Below are 22,545 nucleotides of genomic sequence, written 5' to 3' on the forward strand. Positions count from 1 at the left end.
GTCTCTCACGGTTCACGCCCCGAATGTCAAGTTTTCCGCGTTGCCCGCAGCTTTTCGAAATACTCGACACGTTTTTTCAGGTCACGTTCAAAGCCNCGTTCGACAGGTTGATAGAATTGCGGTCGCTCCATCCCGTCGGGAAAGTAGTTCTGGCCGGAAAACCCGTCTTCGGCATCATGGTCATANGCATACCCCGCGCCGTAGCCCTGTTCTTTCATCATCTTGGTGGGCGCGTTCATGATGTGCTTGGGCGGCAAAGAGGACCCGGTTTGCTTGGCCGCACGCCGCGCAGCCTTATAGGCCACGTAGGCCGCGTTCGACTTNGGGGCCAGCGCGAGATAGGTCAACGCCTGCGCAATCGCCAGCTCCCCTTCGGGCGAGCCGAGCCGCTCGTAGGTCTCCCACGATTGCAGGCAAACAGACTGCGCCTGCGGATCGGCAAGCCCGATATCCTCGACCGCCATGCGCGTGATCCGGCGCATCAGATACCGCGGGTCTTCGCCCCCCTCCAGCATCCGCGNCAACCAGTACAGCGCCGCGTCAGGGTCAGAGCCGCGCACGGATTTATGCAGCGCTGAGATGAGGTTATAATGCGCGTCCCCCCCTTTGTCGTATTGCGCCGCGCGCCGCATCAACCGCGCCGACAGCGCCTTGCCGTCCAGCTTGCCCTCAACCTTCCAAGCGGCGACCTGCTCTATCAGGTTGAGCAACGCACGCCCGTCGCCATCGGCCATCTCAAGCAGGTTTTCNCGCGCAGGCCCGTCCANTGGNAAGCCACGACCCAGTTCCTTTTCGGCCCTTTGGGCCAGCCGTTCCAGATCAGACAGCGGTAAACGCTCCAACACCAGAACCTGCGACCGGCTCAGCACAGCGGCGTTCAGCTCGAACGATGGNTTCTCGGTCGTGGCCCCGACCAGCAGGATCGTTCCATCCTCCATATGAGGCAGGAAGCCGTCCTGCTGCGCCTTGTTAAAGCGGTGGATCTCGTCGACGAACAGCAGTGTCCCCTGCCCGNTCTGTCGCCGGATTTTCGCCGCATCAAAGACCTTGCGCAGCTCAGGCACACCGCTGAAAATCGCGCTGATCTGCACGAANTGCAGGTCCGTCTCATCNGCCAGCAGTCGCGCGATCGTCGTTTTGCCNACGCCGGGCGGGCCCCAGAAAATCAGCGACCCCAACGACCCCGACTGCAGCATGACCGTCAGCGGTGCATCCGGCCCCAACACCTGTGACTGGCCGATGACCTCGCCCAAGCTTCGCGGGCGCAGCCGGTCCGCCAACGGGCGGTGCCCGCTTTCCACAGCCGGTGCGTCCGATCCAAATAGGTCCGCCATCGCGCTAGACCCGGAATTGCAGCGACAGACGCTGCACGCCACGCTGCACCACCATCGACACCTGACGGCTGCCCGCCATCTGGTCTCTGACATCCGACGGTGTTTGCACCTCGGCCCCGTTCACGGCCAAGATCACATCCCCCTGCCGCAGCCCCACGCGCGCACCATATGGGCCGGTATCCATCACCGCCACACCCGCGACCTCAAGCGGGAGGTTCAATTCAGCCATCACAGCAGGATTGATCCGCGCCAACGCCAACCCCGGTAGCAAGCTGCTGTCATCCAGCGTGAGCGCGGCACGCGATGGCTCTTCCGGTGCGGCGATCAGGGCGACCTCAACCTCTTCCACCGCGCCATCGCGCAGCCGCGTGATCCGCGCTTGTGCGCCCATCCCGGCCACGCTCATGCGGTAAATCATCTCGGCGGGTGTATGTACCTCTTGCCCATCGACCGCCGTGATCACATCGCCGACTGCAACACCGGCCTTCAGAAACGGGCTGGCAGGGTGCATCCCAGACACGATGATGCCACCAGGCCGGTCCAGCCCCAGCGGGCCCGCCATATCCGCGTCCACCGGCTGCCCGCTCATCCCCGCCCAAGGTCGGGTAAATTCAACGGCCCCGTCGCGCGCCTGCGCCATGAACGCCGCGATCAAATTGGCAGGTATCGCAAAGCCGATCCCGTTTGACCCGCCAGAGCGTGTTAAGATCGAGGTGTTGATCCCGATCAACCGCCCCTCTACGTCGATCAACGCACCGCCAGAGTTGCCCGGGTTGATCGGTGCATCCGTCTGGATGAAGTATCCCTGCCCGCCACCGTTCATACCGCCAGACCGCGCAAGCCCTGACACGATCCCGCTGCTCACCGTTTGCCCGACCCCAAAGGGGTTGCCGATGGCCAGCGTCAACTCTCCGACTTCGACGGTATCGCTATCGCGCAACGACAAAGGGATAAGCCCGTCGACGTCATCGATTTTCAGGATAGCCAGATCGCTCTCTACATCGCTCAGCAGCACACGGGCGGAAAACTCGCGACGGTCCGACAAGACGATCCGAATGTCCGTCGACATCCCGACCACATGATAATTCGACACGACGATCCCGTCCTCCGACAGGATCACGCCGGACCCGAGCGAGTTCTGAACCCGTGGGCGGCCGGCGTCTGGCCGCCGGAAGAAACGTTCAAAGAAGGGATCAGCCTGCAGCGGCGTGCGGCTTTGTTCGACGATGGTGCGGGCGTAGATGTTCACCACGGCGGGCGCGGCCTCCCGCACAAGCGGCGCAAAGCTCAACTGGATCTGCGCGGCAGAGCTTGGCACAGTTTGCGCAGCGGCAGGGAAAGACAGAACGGTCAGCAGGATCAGAAGTATTCTCATGCCCCCAGATATGCGCAGCCATAGGCCCTTGCGCAACACCCGAGTTCCAAATGGATTTAAATCCTCGCCGAAGGCATAAAAGCAAAAAGCCCCTGCGTTGGCAGGGGCTTTCAGAATTCTTAACAAAAGCAGGTCGCTTTAGTCTTCGGCAACCTCATAGGCCGCGACGCGCGCCTTGTCGTTTGCACCCTTCGCGTCGCGGTCGCGATCTACGAATTCGATAATGGCCATAGGTGCCATGTCGCCATAACGGAAGCCCGCTTTCAGAACGCGGACATAGCCACCCTGACGGTCTTTGTAGCGAGGGCCCAGGATGTCGAACAGTTTCGCGACATACTGGTCTTGCTTCAGCTTGCTTGCAGCCTGACGACGCGCGTGCAGGTCGCCGCGCTTTGCCAATGTGATCATCTTTTCGATGATTGGCTTCAATTCTTTGGCTTTTGGCAATGTTGTTTTGATTTGCTCATGTTCGATGAGCGAGCCTGCCATGTTCGAGAACAACGCCTTGCGGTGCTCATGTGTACGGTTCAGGCGGCGGTAACCACGTGCGTGACGCATTTTCTAGTCTCCAGTTTAATGCCCTCTACGGGCGGTTTTGCTTTGTCTGGTTGGCGTGCGTAGCGCCAACTCTCCTTGGGGCCGATGCCCGGTCGTATTGTCGGGCGGGGAAACCCCACCCGACAAATCTCTTAGAACGAATCCTCGAACTTTTTCGCGAGGTCTTCGATGTTGTCTGGTGGCCAGTCCTCGACGTCCATACCAAGGTGCAGGCCCATGCCCGACAGCACTTCCTTGATCTCGTTCAAGGACTTGCGGCCAAAGTTCGGCGTGCGCAGCATTTCGGCCTCGGTCTTCTGGATCAGATCGCCGATGTAGACGATGTTGTCGTTCTTCAGGCAGTTTGCCGAACGGACGGACAGTTCCAGCTCGTCTACTTTCTTCAGCAGCAGCGGGTTGAATTCCAGACCGTCGTCGTCGTCCTGACGCGATGCGGATTCGGGCTCGTCGAAGTTGACGAAGATGCCCAGCTGATCCTGCAGAATACGCGCAGCAAAGGCCACGGCATCGTCAGGAGAGATGGAGCCGTCTGTTTCGACCTTCATCGTCAGCTTGTCATAATCCAGCACCTGACCTTCGCGGGTCGGCTGCACGTCATAGGACACTTTCTTGACCGGCGAATAGATCGCGTCGATCGGGATAAGACCGATAGGCGCATCTTCTGGCTTGTTCTTGTCTGCGGCCACATAGCCCTTGCCGGTGTTGACCGTCAGTTCCATGTAAACGTCAGCATTGTCATCCAGGTGGCAGATCACGTGATCGCGGTTCAGAATTTCGATACCAGCGCTTTCGGAGATGTCACCAGCAGTGACAACACCCGGCCCCTTGGCAGAGATCGATAGGCGCTTGGGCCCTTCGACTTCCATGCGCAGGGAAACGCCTTTGAGGTTCAGAACGATGTCGGTGACATCTTCGCGAACACCCGCAACGCTCGAAAATTCGTGCAAAACATTATCAATTTGTACAGATGTGATGGCGGCACCTTGCAGCGACGACATCAGAACGCGGCGCAGCGCGTTGCCCATTGTCAAACCAAAGCCACGCTCGAGCGGCTCTGCGATGACAGTAGCCTGACGTGCAGGGTCATTGCCCGGCTTGACGTCCAACTGCTGTGGCTTGATCAATTCAGCCCAATTTTTGTGGATCATACGTCCCTCCATTCCTGTTCTGCGCCCCATGTCCAAATGACGAAGAACTCCCGAGGTTTCAACAAAGCAGTAAGAGGCCGTGCGCAAAGGCGCGGCCCCTTTTGTAACTTATACTCTTAGACGCGGCGGCGTTTCGGAGGGCGGCAGCCGTTGTGCGCCATTGGGGTCACGTCACGGATCGATGTGATGTTGAACCCGGCAGCTGCCAGCGCGCGCAGGGCGCTTTCACGGCCGGAGCCGGGGCCTTGCACTTCGACTTCCAGCGTTTTCACGCCGTGGTCCTGGGCTTTTTTACCTGCATCTTCAGCAGCCATCTGAGCCGCGTAAGGTGTCGATTTGCGCGACCCTTTAAAGCCCATGGTGCCTGCGGAGGACCAGGAAATTGCGTTACCCTGAACGTCAGAGATCAGGATCTTTGTGTTGTTGAAGCTGGAGTTAACATGCGCCACACCTGCGGCGATGTTCTTGGAAACCTTACGCTTCGTCTTTGTCTTTTCGCGTGCCATTGATCAGACCCTCCCTTACTTCTTCTTACCGGCAATGGCCTTTGCAGGGCCTTTGCGCGTACGAGCGTTGGTGTGGGTACGCTGACCACGAACCGGCAGGTTACGACGGTGGCGCAGGCCACGGTAGCAACCAAGGTCCATCAGACGCTTGATGTTCATCTGCGTGTCGCGACGCAGGTCACCTTCGACGGTGTAGTTTTCGTCGATATACTCACGGATTTTCAGGATTTCAGCATCCGAAAGTTCGTTGATACGACGTGTGGAATCGATGCCAACAGCTTCGCAGATTGCAGCTGCGGAGGAGTTACCGATACCGGTGATATATGTGAGGGCGATTGGAACCCGCTTTGCAGTCGGGATGTTTACGCCGGCAATACGTGCCACGTGTGTGCTTCCTTTTCGTTGCGGGTCCGTCATGCCAGACCCTTTTTTCACAACGTGAAGCCCGAGGCGAATGTGCCGTCGGGCTCCAGCTGATCAGGTGTTCATGCGCAGGGCGTGATCGGTGCCCGTTGCAATTCGATTCTCTTACGAGATACGGCTGGTTATGAGGAATTGACCGGCGCGTCAACCCATAGCGGCGGTACGCCGTATGGATATGTCTTACAAACCGAAAGCGCCCCACCCTGCCCCATACAATAGCAAAACGGCGCGCTTCGAAATGCGCGCCGTTGCCTGTCGGTCGTAAGGTTGGATTAAGCGTCCAGAACCTTGGCGATGCTGTCCTGCACCTCTTTAATCTCCGCCAGACCGTCAACGCGCGTGAGCATGTTGTGGGCGTAGTAATAGCCCAACAGCGGTGAGGTCTTCTTGTAGTATTCCATCAAACGATTGCGGAGGCTTTCCTCGTTATCGTCTGCGCGGCGCTTGAAGTCAGACGCGCCGCATTTCTCGCACTTACCGTCGGCTGGCTGCGGCTTGGTCACGTCGTGATAGACTTCGCCACAGTTGCCGCAGGTCGACCGACCAGAGATACGCGCAACCAGCGCCTCGTCATCCACGCCCAACTGGATCACGTGATCCANTGGCTTGCCTGTCGCNTCCNGNAGCTCACCAAGCGCAGTGGCCTGCGCCAGCGTGCGNGGGAAACCGTCAAAGATGAAACCGCCGTGGTCNGTGGTGTCTTCCANCTTTTCGCGGATCAGGCCGATCACGATCTCGTCGGTCACCAGATCACCGCGCGCCATGACATCGGCAACCATGTTGCCCATCTCTGTCCCGCTGTCTTTGGCTTCACGCAGCATGTCACCGGTGGAAAGCTGTACCATATTGCGTGTCTCAACNAGATGACGCGCTTGTGTACCTTTACCCGCTCCGGGTGGTCCTAAGAGAATAATGTTCATCGACGTACCGGGCTCCGTTTTTTCCGTGGTTTGCCAGACTTACCGCGCAACTGGGAACGTTCAAGCAGACCTTCATACTGATGTGCAAGCAGATGGCTTTGTACCTGCTGGATCGTGTCCATGGTCACGGACACAACAATCAGCACCGACGTACCGCCAAAGTAGAACGGGATCGCAAANTGGCCNCGCAGGATTTCGGGCAGAATACAAACAGCCGCGAGGTAAAGCGACCCGAGCACNANAATGCGGTTCACAACATATTCCAGATACTCGGCGGTTTTCTTACCGGGGCGGATGCCGGGGACGAAACCGTTCTGNTTCTTCAGNTTGTCNGCAACCTCGTCAGGTTTGAAGCTGACGTTGAACGTGTAGAAATACGCAAAGAAGACGATCATCGCGACAAAGAACAGCAGGTACAGCGGCTGNCCGGGGCCGAAGTTGGCCAGCAGAACCGACATCACCGGACCGGTAGAATTGCCCGAGAACGTGCTGATCGTGACCGGCAGCAGCANCAAAGAGCTGGCAAAGATCGCAGGGATAACACCGGCGGGGTTNACCTTGACCGGCAGGTGCGAAGAACCGCCATCGTACATCTTTTGCCCAACCTGACGGCGCGGGTACTGGATGTGGATCTTGCGCAAGGCGCGTTCCATAAAGACGACGAACATGATCGTCGCGATAACCATAACCAGCACGCCAACGATAATCGCGGGGCTGATCGCACCAGAACGACCCGAAGAGAAGAACTGCGCAATCGCGGCAGGAACCTCGGCGATGATGCCNACAAAGATGATCAGCGAGATACCGTTACCGATGCCGCGTGCGGTGATCTGCTCACCCAGCCACATCAGGAACATCGTGCCGCCGACCAGCGTGATCATACAAGCAATGCGGAAATACATGCCCGGATCAGCGGCGATATCACCAGCCTCAAGGGAGACAGCCAAGCCATAGGCCTGCAGCGTCGCCAGAGCCACCGTACCAAAGCGGGTGTATTGGTTGATTTTCTTGCGCCCCTGCTCGCCCTCTTTCTTGAGCTGCTCAAGCGCGGGCACCATCGAGGTCATCAGCTGAACGATGATCGATGCAGAGATGTAGGGCATGATACCCAAGGCAAAGATCCCCATACGGCCAAGTGCGCCGCCGGTGAACATGGAAACCATGCCGCCGATNCCTTGACCCGCGCTTTCCATAAACTGGCGCAGGGCGGTGCCGTCGATCCCGGGAACCGGAATGAACGTGCCAAGGCGATAAACGATCAACAACCCCAGAGTGAATAGAATCCGGTTGCGCAGGTCTGTCGCCTTGCCCAACGCGGACCAACTGGTGTTGGCGGCCATGCTTTCGACGGCTGATACCATGATATAGNGCTCTTTCTTTGCAAAAACGCCGCCCAAGCCGTTTTCCGGCGGGCGGCATTTGGGAAAACTCGATTGACTATGTAAGCGGGACGCGTCCCGCTCACAAGGCAAAAGGTCGGGTTACGCGTCTGCGTTTGCCGCGGCAGGTGCTGTGACGGTCAGTTTGCCGCCCGCTTTTTCTACGGCTTCAACCGCGGATTTGGATGCACCGGATACCTGCAGNTCAACCTTGGCGTTGAAATCGCCTTTGGCCAGAACGCGGATACCGTCCAACTTGCGACGGACCAGACCGGAGGAAATCAGGGCGTCCTCGGTGATCGCAGCGGAGGCGTCGATCTTTTTGGCGTCGATGAATTTCTGGATCAGGCCCAGGTTNACAACGGCNTANGACTTCCGGTTTGGCTTGGTGAAGCCGCGCTTTGGAAGACGTTGGTACAAGGGCATTTGACCGCCTTCGTANCCGTTGATCGATACACCCGAACGGGATTTCTGACCTTTGATACCACGGCCACCCATCTTACCGGTGCCGGAACCAGGACCACGGCCTACGCGCTTGCGTTTCTTGGTGGCGCCTTCGTTGTCAGACAGTTCATGAAGTTTCATGTCGCTTCTCCTTTTGCCGGATGTGGCCCCCAGCGACGGGAGCGGCCAAACGCGGCGTTGCATGATTCTTGTGGCGGATTGGTGGCCACTGGGGGCGTATAGACGGGAGGCCTGAAGGTTTCAAGCCCTGCCCCAACTCCCAGGTGCCCGAGACAAATGAAAACGCCCCGTAGTTTCCCACGGGGCGTCGATANCGAGCAACAAGACCAATATAAAGTCTCTAGCTTTCTAGGAAAGCGTTCAGCCTTTTTCTTCGATGATCTCAACCATGTGAGANATCTTGCGGATCATGCCGCGAACGGAAGGNGTGTCTTCCAGTTCACGCACACGGTGCATTTTGTTCAGACCCAGACCAATCAACGTAGCGCGCTGGTCGGCGGGGCGGCGGATTGGCGAGCCAACCTGCTTGATTACGATCGTCTTAGCCATGCTTATGCCTCCTCAGCGACTTGTGCGGACGATTCAACATTGTCCTCACGCTTGGGCAGAATGTCTGCAACTTTCTTGCCGCGACGCTGAGCAACAGCACGTGGCGAAGATTCTTTTTTCAGGCCGTCCATGGTGGCNCGGATCATGTTGTAAGGGTTCTGGGTCCCGATGGACTTCGATACAACGTCCTTAACACCCAGCATTTCGAATACGGCACGCATTGGACCACCGGCGATGATCCCGGTACCTTCTGGTGCTGTGCGCATTACAACNCGACCGGCGCCGTGACGGCCTTCCATGTCGTGGTGCAAAGTGCGGCCTTCGCGCAGCTGAACGCGGATCATTTGGCGCTTAGCTTGCTCGGTGGCTTTGCGAATGGCTTCTGGAACCTCTTTCGCTTTACCTTTGCCGAAGCCTACACGGCCCTTTTGGTCGCCAACAACGACAAGTGCAGCGAAGCCAAAGCGCTTACCACCCTTAACGGTTTTGGAAACGCGGTTGATCGCCACTAGGCGGTCGGCGAATTCNGGTGTCTCGTCGCGTTGGTTGCGGCGGTTGCCACCCCGGTTGTCATCTCTTGCCATGCGGCATCATCCTTTTGGTGCTGCGCTTGCGCGCGTCATAGAGTCAATCCAAGTGGGCAAAGCCCCCGGATCATCGAGGCGGCGCGAGACCCGCGCCGCCTACGTTCGCTTAGATTTTCAGACCGCCTTCACGGGCTGCATCGGCCAAAGCTTTGATCTTGCCGTGGAACAGGAAACCGCCACGGTCAAAATATGCTTCGCTTACACCGGCCTTCTTGGCACGCTCGGCAATTGCCGAACCAACCTTGGTCGCTGCTTCGATGTTGTTCTTGCCAACAACGCCCAAGTCTTTTTCCATCGAGGACGCGGAAGCCAATGTGACCCCGTTTACGTCGTCGATCAGCTGGGCGCTGATGTTTTTGTTCGAGCGGTGAACGGAGAGGCGAAGACGCCCTGCGTTGACCCGGCGAAGTTTGTTCCGAACGCGCAGGCGGCGTTTCAGAAACAGTTGTCTTTTGCTGTTTGCCATCTGTGCGATCCTTACTTCTTCTTGCCTTCTTTGCGGAAGACGAACTCACCCTTATAGCGGATGCCTTTGCCCTTGTAGGGCTCGGGCTTGCGCCATGCGCGGATGTTCGCAGCGACCTGACCAACAAGCTGTTCGTCAATGCCTTCTACCACAATCTCGGTCTGTTTCGGGGCTGTGACTGTCACACCTTCGGGTGCCACATAGTCAACATCGTGGGACAGGCCCAGGTTCAGTTTCAACGTGTTGCCGTTCATGGCAGCACGATAACCAACACCCTGGATCTCAAGCTCTTTTTTGAAGCCTTCGGTGACGCCGGCAACCAGGTTGCTTACCATTGTGCGGCTCATGCCCCACTGCTGGCGTGCGCGCTTGGATTTGCCGCGTGGTGTGATGGTGACCACGTTGTCTTCGACAGCCAATGTAACGTCGTCAGTTGCCTTGAAGGAACGTGTTCCCTTGGGGCCTTTGACTTCGATGGTCTGGCCGCTCACGGATGCTGTAACACCGCTTGGCAGGTCGACCGGTTTTTTACCAATACGAGACATTTTGCTCTCCTTAGAATACGGTGCAGAGCACTTCGCCGCCAACATTCTGGCTGCGTGCATTCTGATCCGACATCACACCCTTGGGGGTGGAGACAATCGACACACCAAGGCCCTGACGGACAACAGGAATGTCATTGACGCCCATGTAGACGCGGCGACCGGGCTTGGAAACCCGCTTCAGCTCACGAATAACAGGTTCGCCCTCGTAGTACTTGAGGCTGATTTCAATCGCGGGGTGGCCATCGGCGCCCGTTTTTGCTTCGTAGCCACGGATGTAGCCTTCGTCTGCAAGCACGTCCAGAACCCATGCACGCAGCTTGGAAGCTGGTGTCATGACGGTGGATTTGCCGCGCAGCGAAGAGTTACGGATGCGTGTCAGCATATCTGCGATAGGATCGTTCATCTGATGCGCTCCTTACCAGCTCGACTTGACCATGCCGGGGATTTGGCCCGAAGAGCCAAGGTCCCGCAGCGCGATCCGCGAAATTTTCAGTTTACGGTAGTAAGCGTGTGGACGGCCTGTCAGCTGGCAGCGGTTGTGCAGACGCACAGCGCTGGAGTTGCGAGGCAGTTTTGCCAGCTTCAGGGAGGCGCGGAAACGCTCTTCCATCGGCTTGGATTCGTCGCTTACGATCTCTTTCAAGGCAGCGCGCTTGGCAGCGTACTTCTTGACCAGTGCTTCGCGCTTCTTTTCGCGCTCGATCATGGATTTCTTAGCCATATCTAAATCCTCCCCGCGCTTACGATGTGAAGGGCATGTTGAACGCTTTCAACAGTGCCTTCGCTTCAGCGTCGGTTTTCGCCGTGGTGGCGATCACGATGTCCATTCCCCAAGTCTCATCAACTTTATCAAAGTCGATTTCGGGGAACACGATGTGCTCTTTCAAGCCCATGGCGTAGTTGCCACGGCCGTCAAAGCTGTTGCCGTTGATACCGCGGAAGTCGCGGATACGAGGCATTGCGATCGTGATCAGACGATCCAGGAATTCGTACATACGCTCGCCACGCAGGGTCACTTTCGCACCCAAAGGCATGTCTTCACGTACGCGGAAACCAGCGATGGATTTCTTGGCAACAGTTGTCAGCGCTTTTTGGCCGGCGATTGTTGTCAGGTCTTCCTGTGCGGATTTGGCTTTCTTGCTGTCACGAACAGCTTCTGCACCACAGCCGATGTTCAGAACGATTTTATCCAGACGCGGGATCTGCATTTCGTTCTTGTAACCAAACTCTTCCTTCAGAGCAGCGCGAATTTTATCCGCGTATTCGCCCTTCAGGCGGGGTGTGTATGTTGCGTTATCAAGCATCGATCACGTCCCCCGTGGTTTTTGCAAAGCGCACTTTCTTGTCGCCTTCGATTTTAAAGCCAACGCGGGTTGCTTTGCCGTTGGCATCAACCAGCGCCAGGTTGCTCAGGTCGATGGGCATCGCTTTGGGAATACGGCCGCCTTGCGACGTCTGGGACTGACGCGTGGCGCGGATTGCCATGTTGATACCATCTACGATTGCTTTGTTGGCCTTAGGGTCAACGGACGAGATGGAACCCGTCTTGCCCTTATCCTTGCCAGCAAGCACGATGACTTTGTCACCTTTGCGAAGTTTAGCAGCCATTACAGCACCTCCGGCGCAAGCGAGATAATCTTCATGAAGTTCTTGGCGCGCAGCTCACGAACAACTGGCCCGAAGATACGTGTACCTACAGGTTCATTCGAGTTGTTCAGGATGACGGCGGCGTTACGATCGAAACGGATGGCTGTGCCATCTTCACGACGAACTTCCTTGGCAGTGCGAACGACGACGGCTTTACGCACGTCACCTTTTTTCACACGACCGCGAGGGATGGCTTCCTTGACCGACACGACAATAATGTCGCCGACGGATGCGTATTTACGCTTGGAACCACCCAATACCTTGATGCACTGAACACGGCGCGCGCCGCTGTTGTCAGCAACATCCAGGTTGGTCTGCATCTGGATCATTTGGTTTCTCCCGACCTTCTGGGGGGCGATGCGTGCCCTAACCCCAGGGTTTCGATTATATTGGTCCGCCCGAAATGGGCATCTCGCTCGTGCCTTTGGGCCTTGCCGCCCTCAGAGTCAAGGGAAACAAGGACCTCAGGCCCGAGCGAGCAGTAACCTTAAGCCTCAGCGGCTTGCAGCACTTCCCAACGTTTGGTTTTCGACTTTGGTGCACATTCGATGATGCGAACAGCGTCGCCCACTTTGAATGTGTTGTTCTCATCGTGCGCCCGGTATTTTTTGGACTTACGGATGGTTTTCTTCAGAACCGGGTGCGTAAAGCGACGCTCTACGGAAACGGTTACTGTCTGTGCGTTGGCATCGCTTGTCACGGTGCCTGTCAGGATACGTTTGGGCATACTCTCAGGCTCCTATTATTCAGCAGATGCCGCGGCAGCGGCTTTCTGGTTCAGAACGGTTTTGACACGTGCGACGTCACGCTTAACGGTCTTCAAACGTGCGGAGTTCTCCAGCTGGCCTGTGGCTTGCTGGAAACGCAGGTTGAAGGATTCTTTTTTCAGGTTAACAAGCTCATCGCGGAGTTGATCCGGCGTCTTGTCGTGCAGTTCTTTGGCGTTCATCGCCTCTTCCTTTCGACATCACCAGTAGGCCCCGTATGGGTGACCATGATTCTGGTGGAGTTCATGTGAAAGGTTCCTCTACAGGCCCTACCCCTGTTTGGCAAGCAAGCTTTCTATAAAACCGTATCGCCACCCAGNACGGGCTGATATAGAACGGCCCTATGTCACAGATAGAATCCCTTTTCGTCACCCGTCTTTACCGCGCCGCCCTGTCCGAGCACGGTCAACCNGTTGATCCGGCCGAGCTGGAGGCCGCGTGCCTGTCCATCGCCGAGGATGACGAGGCCGGGCAGGAATGGTGCGAGGAACATGATTTCCCCGGCTACACCAGCTATGCGTCGCTCACCGATCTGCCGTGGCGNTTCCCGATCTTCAAGACGGTGAAGAAAGCGCTGGATAAACACGTCAANGCNTTTGCAAAGGAACTGGCGTTTGATCTGGACGGGCGCAAGCTCAAGCTGGAAGATCTCTGGATTAACATCCTACCCGAAGGCGGTATCCATACGGCGCATATCCATCCCCATTCGGTGATCTCCGGCACGACCTATGTGGCGATGCCCGAAGGCACGAGCGCGCTTAAGCTCGAAGATCCGCGGCTGCCGATGATGATGGCTGCCCCCGGTCGCAAGAAAGACGCCCCGCGGGAGCTGCGCCAGTTCGTCTATGCANAACCCGTCGTCGGTGACGTGCTGCTTTGGGAAAGCTGGCTGCGGCACGAAGTGCCGATGAACATGTCCGAAGACGATCGCATCTCGGTCTCGTTCAACTACGCCTGGGGTTAACCACGTTTGGGCGGCGTTGCCTTGCGCGCCGCCTCTTGNTCTTTGATCGCGGCNTTTTCCTCTTTGGTCAGCTTATTGCCCCACTGATTATTGCTAAGNCCCAGATCATCNGGCATCGGCTTGGTCTTGCCCTTTTTGATCGTNCCCCCCTTCTCNAGAAANGCNTTGATCAGGTCTTCGTCGGTGGTGGGCTTGGGCACATGTTTCATGTCAGCTCCTATAGGCAGGTTAGCCCGAGCCTATGCGCCACGCCTTGCGCTGGCTAGACCCTGCCGCCGCTTATTCATCATGCATTAATGTTTCAAAAATCGCGGGCTGGATCACGTCACCGCGGGTTCAGCAGCTTGTGACTAGGATTGCATGTGTCCCGGTGCCATCTCGACCCCGTTACCGTAAACGATGCGCACATAAGGAAGCCCCACGTGGATACCCCAAACCAAANCCCCCTGCCCGCCCTTGCCCTTGCCCTTGCCGGTCTGGTCGGCGAACTCACATTCGAGGCCTACGCATGGCTCGCCTCTCCCGTCCTGTTCGGCGTCAAGCTAGANCCCGCGAACCTNGTCATCGGGCTAAGCAAAAAGCTTTTNGGCCTNGACCTGACTTACGGCGCGGCCTTCGCCGTCCACTTCCTGATTGGCGCGTTAGGATTTGCAGCGGTGGTCTATCTGACCAAGCGGATGACACANCTCGGCTATNTCGGCGCGGGTGCCCTGGCCGGAGTCATCTTGTGGTTTGTCGCCCAAGGCATTTTGGCACCGCTGATGGGGCGTAGCTTCATGATGGGTTTTGGCACCTACACGCAGTCATCCTTCGTGGGGCACGTGGGCATGACCATTGTCATCGCGATGGTCTGGCAAAANCTGGCGCGCCGCCCCGCCAAGCTGTTTACCTAACCCTTACAGAGGCCGACAAAAACAAAAGCCCCCGCTGATGTCTCAGCGGGGGCTTTTCTATTCATTCTCCGACANNTGTCGAAGCGAAGGTCNTACCAATCTTCGCGTACAACGACGCGGGTTTTGATAGGCAGCTTCATCGCGGCAAGACGCAGAGCTTCTTGTGCAACGTCCTCGGCGACACCGTCGATTTCGAACATAACACGGCCTGGCTTGACCTTGCAGACCCAACGATCCACGGAACCTTTACCTTTACCCATACGAACTTCGATGGGCTTTGCGGTGACAGGNACATCCGGGAAAATACGGATCCAGACACGGCCTTGACGCTTCATGTGACGCGTCATGGCACGACGAGCAGCTTCGATCTGACGTGCAGTTACACGCTCGGGCTCGAGAGCCTTCAGACCGTAGGTACCAAAGTTCAGGTCAGACCCGCCCTTTGCCACACCTTTGATACGGCCTTTGTGCTGCTTGCGGAATTTAGTACGCTTTGGTTGTAGCATCTTTCATTCCCCCTTAGCGACGACCGCCGGCACCGCGTGGTGCTGGGCCGTCTTGCATTTCTTGTGCCTTGCGGTCACGCGCAGCCGGGTCATGTTCCATGATCTCGCCTTTGAAGATCCAGGTTTTGATCCCGATGATGCCGTAAGCGGTCGACGCTTCAACATGCGCGTAATCGATGTCGGCACGCAGAGTGTGGAGCGGCACGCGGCCTTCACGGTACCATTCGGTACGCGCGATTTCTGCACCACCCAGACGACCAGCAACGTTCACACGGATACCCAGNGCACCCATACGCATGGCGTTCTGTACNGCACGCTTCATGGCGCGACGGAAAGAGACCCGGCGTTCCAGCTGCTGTGCGATGGATTCACCAACAAGGGCTGCGTCCAGCTCTGGCTTGCGCACTTCAACGATGTTGAGGTGCAGGTCAGATTTGGTGATCTTGGCGATTTTCTGACGCAGACCTTCNATGTCTGCACCTTTCTTGCCGATGATCACACCGGGGCGCGCTGTGTGNATCGTGACGCGGCACTTCTTGTGTGGGCGTTCGATGATCACACGGGCGATACCGGCCTGTGCACATTCTTTCTTGATGAAGTCACGGATGGCGAGGTCTTCGAGCAGAAGATCACCATAGTCCTTCGTATCGGCGTACCAGCGGCTGTCCCAGGTGCGGTTGACCTGAAGACGCATACCGATCGGATTTACTTTGTTACCCATCAGGCTTGCTCCTCAACTTGACGCACGACAATCGTGATTTCCGAAAACGGCTTGATGATCTTGCCGAAACGGCCACGCGCACGTGGACGACCACGCTTCATGATCAGGTTCTTGCCGACATATGCTTCGGCAACGACCAGTTCATCCACGTCAAGGTTGTGGTTGTTTTCGCCGTTCGCGATGGCGGACTGAAGGCATTTCTTCACGTCCTGTGCGATCCGCTTTTTCGAGAAGGTCAGGTCCGTCAGGGCCTTGTCTACCTTCTTGCCACGGATCATCGCGGCGACGAGGTTCAGTTTCTGCGGGCTTGTGCGAAGCATGCGCAGTTTTGCACGGGCTTCGTTGTCAGCCACGCGGCGGGGATTTTTATCCTTGCTCATGGCTTATTTCCGCTTCGCTTTTTTGTCAGCTGCGTGACCATAATAGGTGCGAGTTGGCGAATACTCACCAAACTTCTGACCGATCATTTCTTCGCTGACGTTTACTGGGATATGCTTGTGACCGTTGTACACNCCGAACGTCAGGCCAACAAACTGTGGCAGGATCGTGGAACGGCGCGACCAGATTTTGATCACTTCGCTGCGACCGCTTTCGCGGGAGGCTTCGGCCTTCTTGAGGACATAAGAGTCAACAAAAGGACCTTTCCATACTGAACGAGACATCTATTAACGCCCCTTCTTCTTGGCGTGGCGCGAGCGNAGGATAAGCTTGCTGGACGCTTTGTTCTTGTTGCGGGTTTTTGCACCCTTTGTGGGCTTGCCCCAAGGCGTAACAGGGTGACGACCACCCGATGTACGGCCTTCACCACCACCGTGAGGGTGGTCGATCGGGTTCATAACAACACCACGTACCGAAGGGCGGATACCCTTGTGACGCATGCGGCCCGCTTTACCGTAGTTCTGGTTGGAGTTGTCAGGGTTGGACACGGCACCAACGGTGGCCATGCATTCCTGACGCACCAGACGCAGTTCGCCCGAGGACAAACGGATCTGAGCGTATCCACCATCACGGCCTACGAACTGTGCGTAGGTACCGGCGGCGCGTGCGATCTGGCCGCCTTTGCCTGGCTTCATTTCGATGTTGTGAACGATTGTACCGATTGGCATGCCCGAAAATGGCATAGCGTTCCCAGGCTTGATGTCGGCCTTGGCCGAGGAAATCACCTTGTCGCCAACAGCGATACGCTGTGGGGCCAGGATGTAAGCCTGTTCGCCGTCTTCGTACTGGATCAGTGCGATGAATGCGGTCCGGTTAGGGTCATATTCGATNCGNGCGACAACCGCGGACATGTCCAGCTTGTTGCGCTTGAAATCGACGATACGGTAAAGGCGCTTTGCCCCACCGCCTGTGCGACGCATTGTGATCCGTCCGGTGTTGTTCCGACCGCCAGATTTGGTCAAACCCTGTGTAAGGGATTTGACCGGGCGGCCTTTCCAAAGCTCCGAACGGTCGATCAGTACCAGCCCACGCTGGCCTGGCGTCGTCGGTTTGTACGACTTGAGTGCCATGTTCTCTGTCTTCCGTTTTGCTTGTCCCCGGCCCCGTNGTGNTGGNGCCGAGATGGTTGTAGGGCCCCGAAGGTCCCCAATTTGAAATGCCAGACAAAGAACCCCTTTGCCCNACNTNGCGCGTGGCTAGAACTCACCAATGCGCAAAACGACACAGCCCCGGACGAATCCGGGGCACTGCCGATGGGGTCGTTTAGGGGAGGATCAGCCGAGGGTCAAGGGAGCGTTCGGGAATAGTCNGGAAAACCCAACGTAGACCTACGTAGACCTACGCGGTGCCCNTCANGACGCCATNGCCTTGACCTTGCGCGCGACGCTTTCNACNGANGGGTCGGCNGCCTTCGGTACNATACGGTAGACCGCATTCACAAAGCAGAACAGCGAAAACATCAGCAATCCNGNACAGAGCAGCCCAACCAGCACCCGTCCGTAGGCCTGCTGNTGCAACCANTCAAACGCCGCATCNATNCCGCCTGCACTCGACGCATTGGCNCTTATCGCGGCATAGGCGATCAAACCACCGATGATCAGCACCACGACNCCCTGCGCAGCNACNCCGATACGCAACAGCGNATTCCAATGCAGGGTAAAGTGGTTNGCNTCCANATGCTCNCGNTACGACTGNGACGCTGCNTTGTAGAAATAGTAGAACCCCGTGCCCATCGTCGCCAGACCGATCCCGCCCACGACCCACACGCCCGCTGTNGTNTGCANNAACTGNTTCAGCAGCTCCTTGCTGCTAGAGCCAGAGGACGCCACCCCCAGCACCGTCACAGCCAGTGCACCGATGGCACCGTGNATCAGGCCNGTGANCANCATCCCGAANCGCGCAACGATCCCCTTGGCCCCGCTGCCATATGCCTCGAGGTCCCAAAAGCTATCAACCGCGCGCCAGATCGCATAGGCGAACATGCCTGTGGCGATCGCGAAGATCACTGCAAACCCCGTCGCGCCGTCTAATGACTGGAGCGTCGATTTGGTGCCCTCGGCCTGACCACCAGATACAACGGACCAGAGTGACAGCCCGGCCACGACAAGGTAAACCAAGCCGCGCCCAGCATACCCCGTCCGCATGATCGGTACGGCCCAGGCGAAGTCGTCTGGATCGACGTCGGACAGGATCTGGGATCGGGTGGACTGGACGGAGTTGATCGACATAGTGGCGCTATCCCTTCGGGCAAAGCCGGCCCCCATTAGCGGGGCCATTCCTTTGACGTGATGTGCAAGGTCAACGCACCGTAGGTCGGCAANTTCCCGCGCGANATGCGCANCGGGNATCATNCAGGCACCACCGCCCTGAAAACGGAAAAGGCCCCCCGCCTTGCAGCGAGGGGCCCTTTAACTTTTACGTCCAGGCTGACTTACAGACCGGTGGATACGTCGATGGAGTTACCTTCTTCGAGCGTAACGTAAGCCTTTTTCACGTCTTTCCGGCGACCCATCTGGCCNCGGAAACGCTTTGCCTTGCCTTTGGTGATGGTCGTNTTNACGGCCTTCACCTTGACACCAAAGAGAGCTTCAACAGCTTCTTTGATCATTGGCTTGTTGCTGTCGATCGCAACTTCGAAAACGACTGCATTGTGCTCGGAAGCCATTGTCGCTTTTTCAGTGATGATCGGCTTGCGGATCACATCGTAATGTTCGTGCTTGGCGCTCATTTCAAACGGGCCTCCAGTGCTTCGATCCCCGCTTTGGTGATCACGAGAGTGTCACGCTTGAGGATGTCATAGACGTTTGCACCCATCGTCGGCAGGATATCCAGACCTTCGATGTTGCGCGCGGCTTGCAAGAAGTTCTCATTTACCGAGGCACCGTCGATGATCAACGCGCGNTTCCAGCCCAGGTTCTTAACCTGTTTGGCCAAAGCAGCTGTTTTCCCATCGGATGTGGCATCGTCGATGATGACCAGGTTGCCGGTTTTTGCCTTGGAAGACAAAGCGTGGCGCAGACCCAGTTTGCGGAACTTCTTGGTCAGNTCGTGGCCGTGGCTACGAGGGGTTGGACCCTTGTAGATACCACCCGAACGGAAGATCGGTGCAGAACGNGCGCCGTGGCGTGCGCCGCCGGTGCCTTTCTGGCGATAGATCTTCTTGGTCGAATAGCTGACCTCGGACCGTGTCTTGACCTTGTGCGTACCCTGCTGCGCGTTGTTACGCTGCCAGCGGACAACACGGTGCAGAATGTCGGCGCGTGGCTCAAGACCGAACAGGGCCTCGTCCAAGTCTACCGAACCGGCTGCGCCGCCGTCGAGTTTGATGACATCAAGTTTCATTCGTCACCTTCCTTCTTGTCCGACTCAATGGATGCTTCGGCTTCGGCAAGTGCGGCAGCTTCGGTCGCTGCTTGCTCTTCTGCCAAGCGTGCTGCTTCTGCNTCGGCCTCTGCAGCGGCTGCTGCGGCGGCTTCTTCAGCGGCTTTCGCGGCTTCGTCAGCGGCGGATTTCAAAGCGGCAGGCAGGATCGCGTCTGCTGGGAACGGCTTTTTCACCGCGTCCTTAACAGTCACCCAACCACCTTTGGAGCCTGGTACGGCGCCTTTGACCATGATCAGACCGCGTGCGCTGTCNGTTTTGACAACTTCGAGGTTCTGCGTGGTAACACGGGCAGCACCCATGTGACCGGCCATTTTCTTGCCTTTGAAAACCTTGCCTGGATCCTGACACTGACCTGTCGAACCNTGCGAACGGTGAGAGATCGANACACCGTGTGTCGCACGCAGACCGCCAAAGTTGTGGCGCTTCATCGCACCGGCAAAACCTTTACCGATGGAGGTGCCTGCAACGTCAACATACTGACCAGCAAAGTAGTGATCGGCGATGATTTCTTCGCCAACATTCAACATGGCTTCGGGGTCCACACGGAACTCCGCAACCTTACGCTTGGGTTCAACCTTTGCCGCAGCAAAGTGACCACGCATGGCCTGCGACGTCCGCTTGGCCTTGGCTGTACCTGCNCCAAGCTGAACAGCTGTGTAGCCGTCCTTCTCGGGGGTACGCTGAGCNACAACCTGCAGTTTGTCGAGCTGAAGAACGGTCACAGGGATCTGCTTGCCGTCTTCCATGAACAAACGGGTCATGCCCATCTTTTTTGCAATAACGCCTGAGCGCAACATATTATTACCCTCCTACGCTTATGACTGCAGCTTGATCTCGACGTCCACACCAGCGGCCAGGTCGAGCTTCATCAGCGCGTCCACAGTCTGGGGGGTCGGATCAACGATATCCAGCAGACGCTTGTGCGTGCGGATTTCGAACTGGTCACGGGATTTCTTGTCAACGTGTGGGCCACGCAGAACTGTGAATTTTTCGATCTTGTTCGGCAGCGGGATTGGGCCGCGAACAGATGCACCGGTACGCTTGGCGGTGTTAACGATTTCCTGTGTGGACGCATCCAGCACGCGGTAATCGAACGCCTTCAAACGGATGCGGATATTTTGGCTTTGTGCCATATGTCATCATCCCTCATTGGGAGTAGAAACGAAGAGGAAGAGACGCCTCATCACGGCCCTTCATTGCGTTTTGTCGTAAATCAAACGGGGCGCGTAAAAACGCACCCCGCTGAGACTTGCGCTCTATAGGTCGAGTCGCGCCATGTGGCAAGGGGGGAATCCGAGGTTTCGCTCAAATCCGCCCAGTGCGACCGCAATCAGCGGTCAAAGCGGTAGTGTCACAGCCAGCACCGCCCGCCCCCACACAACGAAAAAGGCCGCCCCGNGTGGGAGCGGCCTTCGNNTTNNTGCCGGTGCGCGGGGTGACCCGCGGGTTGGCTTACTCGGTGATTTTGGAAACCACGCCCGCGCCAACGGTACGACCGCCTTCGCGGATCGCGAAGCGCAGACCGTCTTCCATCGCGATGGGGGCGATCAGTTCCACGTCGAACTGCAGGTTGTCGCCAGGCATAACCATTTCAGTGCCTTCTGGCAGCTGAACGGTACCGGTGACGTCTGTGGTCCGGAAGTAGAACTGTGGACGGTAGTTCGCGAAGAACGGCGTGTGACGGCCACCCTCTTCTTTGGTGAGGATATAGGCTTCGGCGGTGAACTTGGTGTGCGGCTTAACCGAACCTGGCTTACACAGAACCTGACCACGCTCAACGCCTTCACGGTCAACGCCGCGCAGCAGGGCACCGATGTTGTCGCCAGCTTCCCCACGGTCCAGCAGTTTGCGGAACATTTCAACGCCGGTACATGTGGTTTTCTTGGTGTCGCGGATGCCAACGATTTCGATTTCGTCGCCAACGTTGATCACGCCACGCTCAACACGGCCGGTCACAACTGTACCACGACCGGAGATCGAGAAGACGTCTTCCACAGGCATCAGGAACGGCTGGTCAACAGCGCGCTCTGGTGTCGGGATGTAGTTGTCGACTTCTTCCATCAGCTTGCGGATGGAATTCTCGCCGATGTTCTCGTCACGGCCTTCCATCGCCGCCAGAGCGGAACCTGGGATCACAGGGATGTCGTCGCCTGGGTAGTCGTAGGAAGACAGCAGTTCGCGGATTTCCATTTCAACCAGTTCCAGCAGCTCTTCATCGTCCACCTGGTCTACTTTGTTCATGTAGACAACCATGGCGGGGATGCCGACCTGACGGCCCAGCAGGATGTGCTCGCGGGTTTGTGGCATGGGGCCATCAGCAGCGTTCACAACCAGGATCGCGCCGTCCATCTGCGCCGCACCGGTGATCATGTTTTTCACATAGTCAGCGTGGCCGGGGCAGTCGACGTGGGCGTAGTGACGTGCTTCGGTCTCATACTCAACGTGTGCGGTCGAGATGGTGATGCCGCGTGCTTTTTCTTCGGGCGCGCCGTCAATCTGGTCATAGGCGCGGAAGTCGCCGAAGTACTTGGTGATCGCCGCGGTCAACGTGGTTTTGCCGTGGTCAACGTGACCAATGGTACCGATGTTAACGTGTGGTTTATTACGTTCAAACTTTGCCTTAGCCATGGTGGCCTCCTTGGTTTTCAAATTGGGCGGTGGGTTGAACACCCACCCTACGGTTTGGGTAGGGCGGGGTTATCCCCGCCGTCCCAGTTATTGCAACGCGCCAGTTACGCGAATTTCGCTTGGATCTCGTCAGAGATGTTCTGCGGAACAGGTTCGTAGTGCGAGAACTGCATGGTGAAGTTCGCACGACCCGACGACATCGAACGCAGCGTGTTGATGTAGCCGAACATGTTGGCCAGCGGCACCTGTGCGTCGATCGCAATGGCGTTACCGCGTGTATCCTGACCCTGAACCTGACCGCGACGCGATGTCAGATCGCCGATGATACCACCTGTGTAGTCT

General features: G+C 57.3%; 31 protein-coding genes and 2 pseudogenes. 1 reads left to right on the top strand and 32 read right to left on the bottom strand.

Features of this window, described 5'->3' with window-relative positions; genetic code table 11:
• Positions 1-26: 26 nt before the first annotated feature.
• The 20 genes from CBB63_RS01040 to rpmC form a co-directional block, all read right to left on the bottom strand.
• Positions 27-1,334: a replication-associated recombination protein A gene (locus tag CBB63_RS01040; protein WP_286697822.1), complete on the bottom strand. Its 1,308-nt coding sequence runs from the start codon at positions 1,332-1,334 to the stop codon at positions 27-29.
• 4 nt (positions 1,335-1,338) lie between these two features.
• A complete protein-coding gene (locus CBB63_RS01045; RefSeq protein WP_286697823.1) occupies positions 1,339-2,709 on the bottom strand; it encodes a trypsin-like peptidase domain-containing protein in 1,371 nt (456 codons plus the stop codon).
• A 138-nt stretch (positions 2,710-2,847) separates the two neighbouring features.
• Positions 2,848-3,267: a 50S ribosomal protein L17 gene (gene rplQ, locus CBB63_RS01050; RefSeq protein ID WP_005849785.1), complete on the bottom strand. Its 420-nt coding sequence runs from the start codon at positions 3,265-3,267 to the stop codon at positions 2,848-2,850.
• A gap of 131 nt (positions 3,268-3,398) precedes the next feature.
• The gene (locus CBB63_RS01055) at positions 3,399-4,415 is read right to left on the bottom strand and encodes a DNA-directed RNA polymerase subunit alpha (RefSeq protein WP_005849787.1); all 1,017 of its coding nucleotides are present in this window, start codon (positions 4,413-4,415) and stop codon (positions 3,399-3,401) included.
• Positions 4,416-4,531: 116 nt separating this feature from the next.
• Positions 4,532-4,921: a 30S ribosomal protein S11 gene (rpsK, locus tag CBB63_RS01060; RefSeq protein ID WP_005849789.1), complete on the bottom strand. Its 390-nt coding sequence runs from the start codon at positions 4,919-4,921 to the stop codon at positions 4,532-4,534.
• Positions 4,922-4,936: 15 nt separating this feature from the next.
• On the bottom strand, positions 4,937-5,305 hold the full coding sequence (rpsM, locus tag CBB63_RS01065) for a 30S ribosomal protein S13 (protein ID WP_005849790.1): 369 nt from the start codon (positions 5,303-5,305) through the stop codon (positions 4,937-4,939).
• A gap of 311 nt (positions 5,306-5,616) precedes the next feature.
• The gene (locus CBB63_RS01070) at positions 5,617-6,264 is read right to left on the bottom strand and encodes an adenylate kinase (RefSeq protein ID WP_286697824.1); all 648 of its coding nucleotides are present in this window, start codon (positions 6,262-6,264) and stop codon (positions 5,617-5,619) included.
• The gene (gene secY, locus CBB63_RS01075) at positions 6,261-7,625 is read right to left on the bottom strand and encodes a preprotein translocase subunit SecY (RefSeq protein WP_286697825.1); all 1,365 of its coding nucleotides are present in this window, start codon (positions 7,623-7,625) and stop codon (positions 6,261-6,263) included. The genes CBB63_RS01070 and secY overlap by 4 nt, the downstream gene beginning before the upstream one ends.
• A gap of 120 nt (positions 7,626-7,745) precedes the next feature.
• Positions 7,746-8,228 (bottom strand): 50S ribosomal protein L15, encoded by a 483-nt coding sequence (rplO, locus tag CBB63_RS01080; protein ID WP_286697826.1) that lies wholly within the window; start codon positions 8,226-8,228, stop codon positions 7,746-7,748.
• A 240-nt stretch (positions 8,229-8,468) separates the two neighbouring features.
• Complete coding sequence (rpmD, locus tag CBB63_RS01085) at positions 8,469-8,657, bottom strand: 50S ribosomal protein L30 (protein ID WP_286697827.1); 189 nt, start codon at positions 8,655-8,657, stop codon at positions 8,469-8,471.
• Positions 8,658-8,659: 2 nt separating this feature from the next.
• Entirely contained in the window at positions 8,660-9,241 is a 582-nt protein-coding gene (rpsE, locus tag CBB63_RS01090; RefSeq protein ID WP_005849799.1) for a 30S ribosomal protein S5, read from the bottom strand.
• Positions 9,242-9,350: 109 nt separating this feature from the next.
• Positions 9,351-9,710 carry a 50S ribosomal protein L18 gene (rplR, locus tag CBB63_RS01095; RefSeq protein ID WP_005849801.1) on the bottom strand — a complete coding sequence of 120 codons (360 nt, stop codon included), beginning with the start codon at positions 9,708-9,710 and terminating at the stop codon, positions 9,351-9,353.
• Between the two features lie 11 nt (positions 9,711-9,721).
• Positions 9,722-10,255, bottom strand: a complete 534-nt coding sequence (gene rplF / locus CBB63_RS01100; protein ID WP_005849804.1) for a 50S ribosomal protein L6 — start codon at positions 10,253-10,255, stop codon at positions 9,722-9,724.
• A gap of 10 nt (positions 10,256-10,265) precedes the next feature.
• A complete protein-coding gene (rpsH, locus tag CBB63_RS01105) occupies positions 10,266-10,658 on the bottom strand; it encodes a 30S ribosomal protein S8 (RefSeq protein WP_005849806.1) in 393 nt (130 codons plus the stop codon).
• A 12-nt stretch (positions 10,659-10,670) separates the two neighbouring features.
• Positions 10,671-10,976 (bottom strand): 30S ribosomal protein S14, encoded by a 306-nt coding sequence (gene rpsN, locus CBB63_RS01110; protein ID WP_005849808.1) that lies wholly within the window; start codon positions 10,974-10,976, stop codon positions 10,671-10,673.
• A gap of 19 nt (positions 10,977-10,995) precedes the next feature.
• Positions 10,996-11,559 (bottom strand): 50S ribosomal protein L5, encoded by a 564-nt coding sequence (rplE, locus tag CBB63_RS01115; protein WP_005849810.1) that lies wholly within the window; start codon positions 11,557-11,559, stop codon positions 10,996-10,998.
• Positions 11,552-11,863, bottom strand: coding sequence for a 50S ribosomal protein L24 (gene rplX / locus CBB63_RS01120; RefSeq protein ID WP_005849812.1), 312 nt, complete (start codon positions 11,861-11,863; stop codon positions 11,552-11,554). Before rplX ends, rplE begins: the two co-directional genes overlap by 8 nt.
• Positions 11,863-12,231: a 50S ribosomal protein L14 gene (gene rplN / locus CBB63_RS01125; RefSeq protein ID WP_005849814.1), complete on the bottom strand. Its 369-nt coding sequence runs from the start codon at positions 12,229-12,231 to the stop codon at positions 11,863-11,865. Before rplN ends, rplX begins: the two co-directional genes overlap by 1 nt.
• Positions 12,232-12,389: 158 nt before the next feature.
• Positions 12,390-12,629, bottom strand: coding sequence for a 30S ribosomal protein S17 (gene rpsQ, locus CBB63_RS01130; protein WP_005849816.1), 240 nt, complete (start codon positions 12,627-12,629; stop codon positions 12,390-12,392).
• Positions 12,630-12,644: 15 nt separating this feature from the next.
• Positions 12,645-12,851, bottom strand: a complete 207-nt coding sequence (rpmC, locus tag CBB63_RS01135; RefSeq protein WP_005849818.1) for a 50S ribosomal protein L29 — start codon at positions 12,849-12,851, stop codon at positions 12,645-12,647.
• Between the two features lie 161 nt (positions 12,852-13,012).
• On the opposite strand from rpmC, the gene CBB63_RS01140 reads away from it, so the two are divergent.
• Positions 13,013-13,633 carry a TIGR02466 family protein gene (locus CBB63_RS01140; RefSeq protein ID WP_286697828.1) on the top strand — a complete coding sequence of 207 codons (621 nt, stop codon included), beginning with the start codon at positions 13,013-13,015 and terminating at the stop codon, positions 13,631-13,633.
• Positions 13,634-14,621: 988 nt separating this feature from the next.
• Here CBB63_RS01140 and rplP read toward each other — a convergent pair.
• From rplP to fusA, 12 genes and pseudogenes are all read right to left on the bottom strand, one after another.
• Positions 14,622-15,032, bottom strand: a pseudogene (gene rplP, locus CBB63_RS01155) (50S ribosomal protein L16); the annotation flags it as partial.
• Between the two features lie 13 nt (positions 15,033-15,045).
• Positions 15,046-15,753, bottom strand: coding sequence for a 30S ribosomal protein S3 (gene rpsC, locus CBB63_RS01160; protein ID WP_286697831.1), 708 nt, complete (start codon positions 15,751-15,753; stop codon positions 15,046-15,048).
• The gene (gene rplV, locus CBB63_RS01165; protein ID WP_005849831.1) at positions 15,753-16,133 is read right to left on the bottom strand and encodes a 50S ribosomal protein L22; all 381 of its coding nucleotides are present in this window, start codon (positions 16,131-16,133) and stop codon (positions 15,753-15,755) included. The genes rpsC and rplV overlap by 1 nt, the downstream gene beginning before the upstream one ends.
• A gap of 3 nt (positions 16,134-16,136) precedes the next feature.
• The gene (gene rpsS, locus CBB63_RS01170) at positions 16,137-16,415 is read right to left on the bottom strand and encodes a 30S ribosomal protein S19 (protein ID WP_005849833.1); all 279 of its coding nucleotides are present in this window, start codon (positions 16,413-16,415) and stop codon (positions 16,137-16,139) included.
• Positions 16,416-16,418: 3 nt separating this feature from the next.
• A complete protein-coding gene (rplB, locus tag CBB63_RS01175; RefSeq protein WP_005849835.1) occupies positions 16,419-17,261 on the bottom strand; it encodes a 50S ribosomal protein L2 in 843 nt (280 codons plus the stop codon).
• 282 nt (positions 17,262-17,543) lie between these two features.
• Positions 17,544-18,542, bottom strand: a complete 999-nt coding sequence (locus tag CBB63_RS01180) for a DUF1206 domain-containing protein (protein WP_353744239.1) — start codon at positions 18,540-18,542, stop codon at positions 17,544-17,546.
• Between the two features lie 80 nt (positions 18,543-18,622).
• Entirely contained in the window at positions 18,623-18,919 is a 297-nt protein-coding gene (locus tag CBB63_RS01185) for a 50S ribosomal protein L23 (protein WP_286697832.1), read from the bottom strand.
• Positions 18,916-19,533: a 50S ribosomal protein L4 gene (gene rplD, locus CBB63_RS01190; protein WP_286697833.1), complete on the bottom strand. Its 618-nt coding sequence runs from the start codon at positions 19,531-19,533 to the stop codon at positions 18,916-18,918. The genes CBB63_RS01185 and rplD overlap by 4 nt, the downstream gene beginning before the upstream one ends.
• Positions 19,530-20,372, bottom strand: coding sequence for a 50S ribosomal protein L3 (gene rplC, locus CBB63_RS01195; RefSeq protein WP_286697834.1), 843 nt, complete (start codon positions 20,370-20,372; stop codon positions 19,530-19,532). Before rplC ends, rplD begins: the two co-directional genes overlap by 4 nt.
• An 18-nt stretch (positions 20,373-20,390) precedes the next feature.
• Entirely contained in the window at positions 20,391-20,708 is a 318-nt protein-coding gene (gene rpsJ / locus CBB63_RS01200) for a 30S ribosomal protein S10 (protein ID WP_005849850.1), read from the bottom strand.
• 319 nt (positions 20,709-21,027) lie between these two features.
• On the bottom strand, positions 21,028-22,203 hold the full coding sequence (tuf, locus tag CBB63_RS01205; RefSeq protein WP_286697835.1) for an elongation factor Tu: 1,176 nt from the start codon (positions 22,201-22,203) through the stop codon (positions 21,028-21,030).
• Positions 22,204-22,307: 104 nt separating this feature from the next.
• A pseudogene (gene fusA, locus CBB63_RS01210) lies at positions 22,308-22,545 on the bottom strand (elongation factor G); the annotation flags it as partial.

Source organism: Sulfitobacter sp. TMED3 (assembly GCF_002167505.1).
GTDB lineage: Bacteria > Pseudomonadota > Alphaproteobacteria > Rhodobacterales > Rhodobacteraceae > Sulfitobacter > Sulfitobacter pontiacus.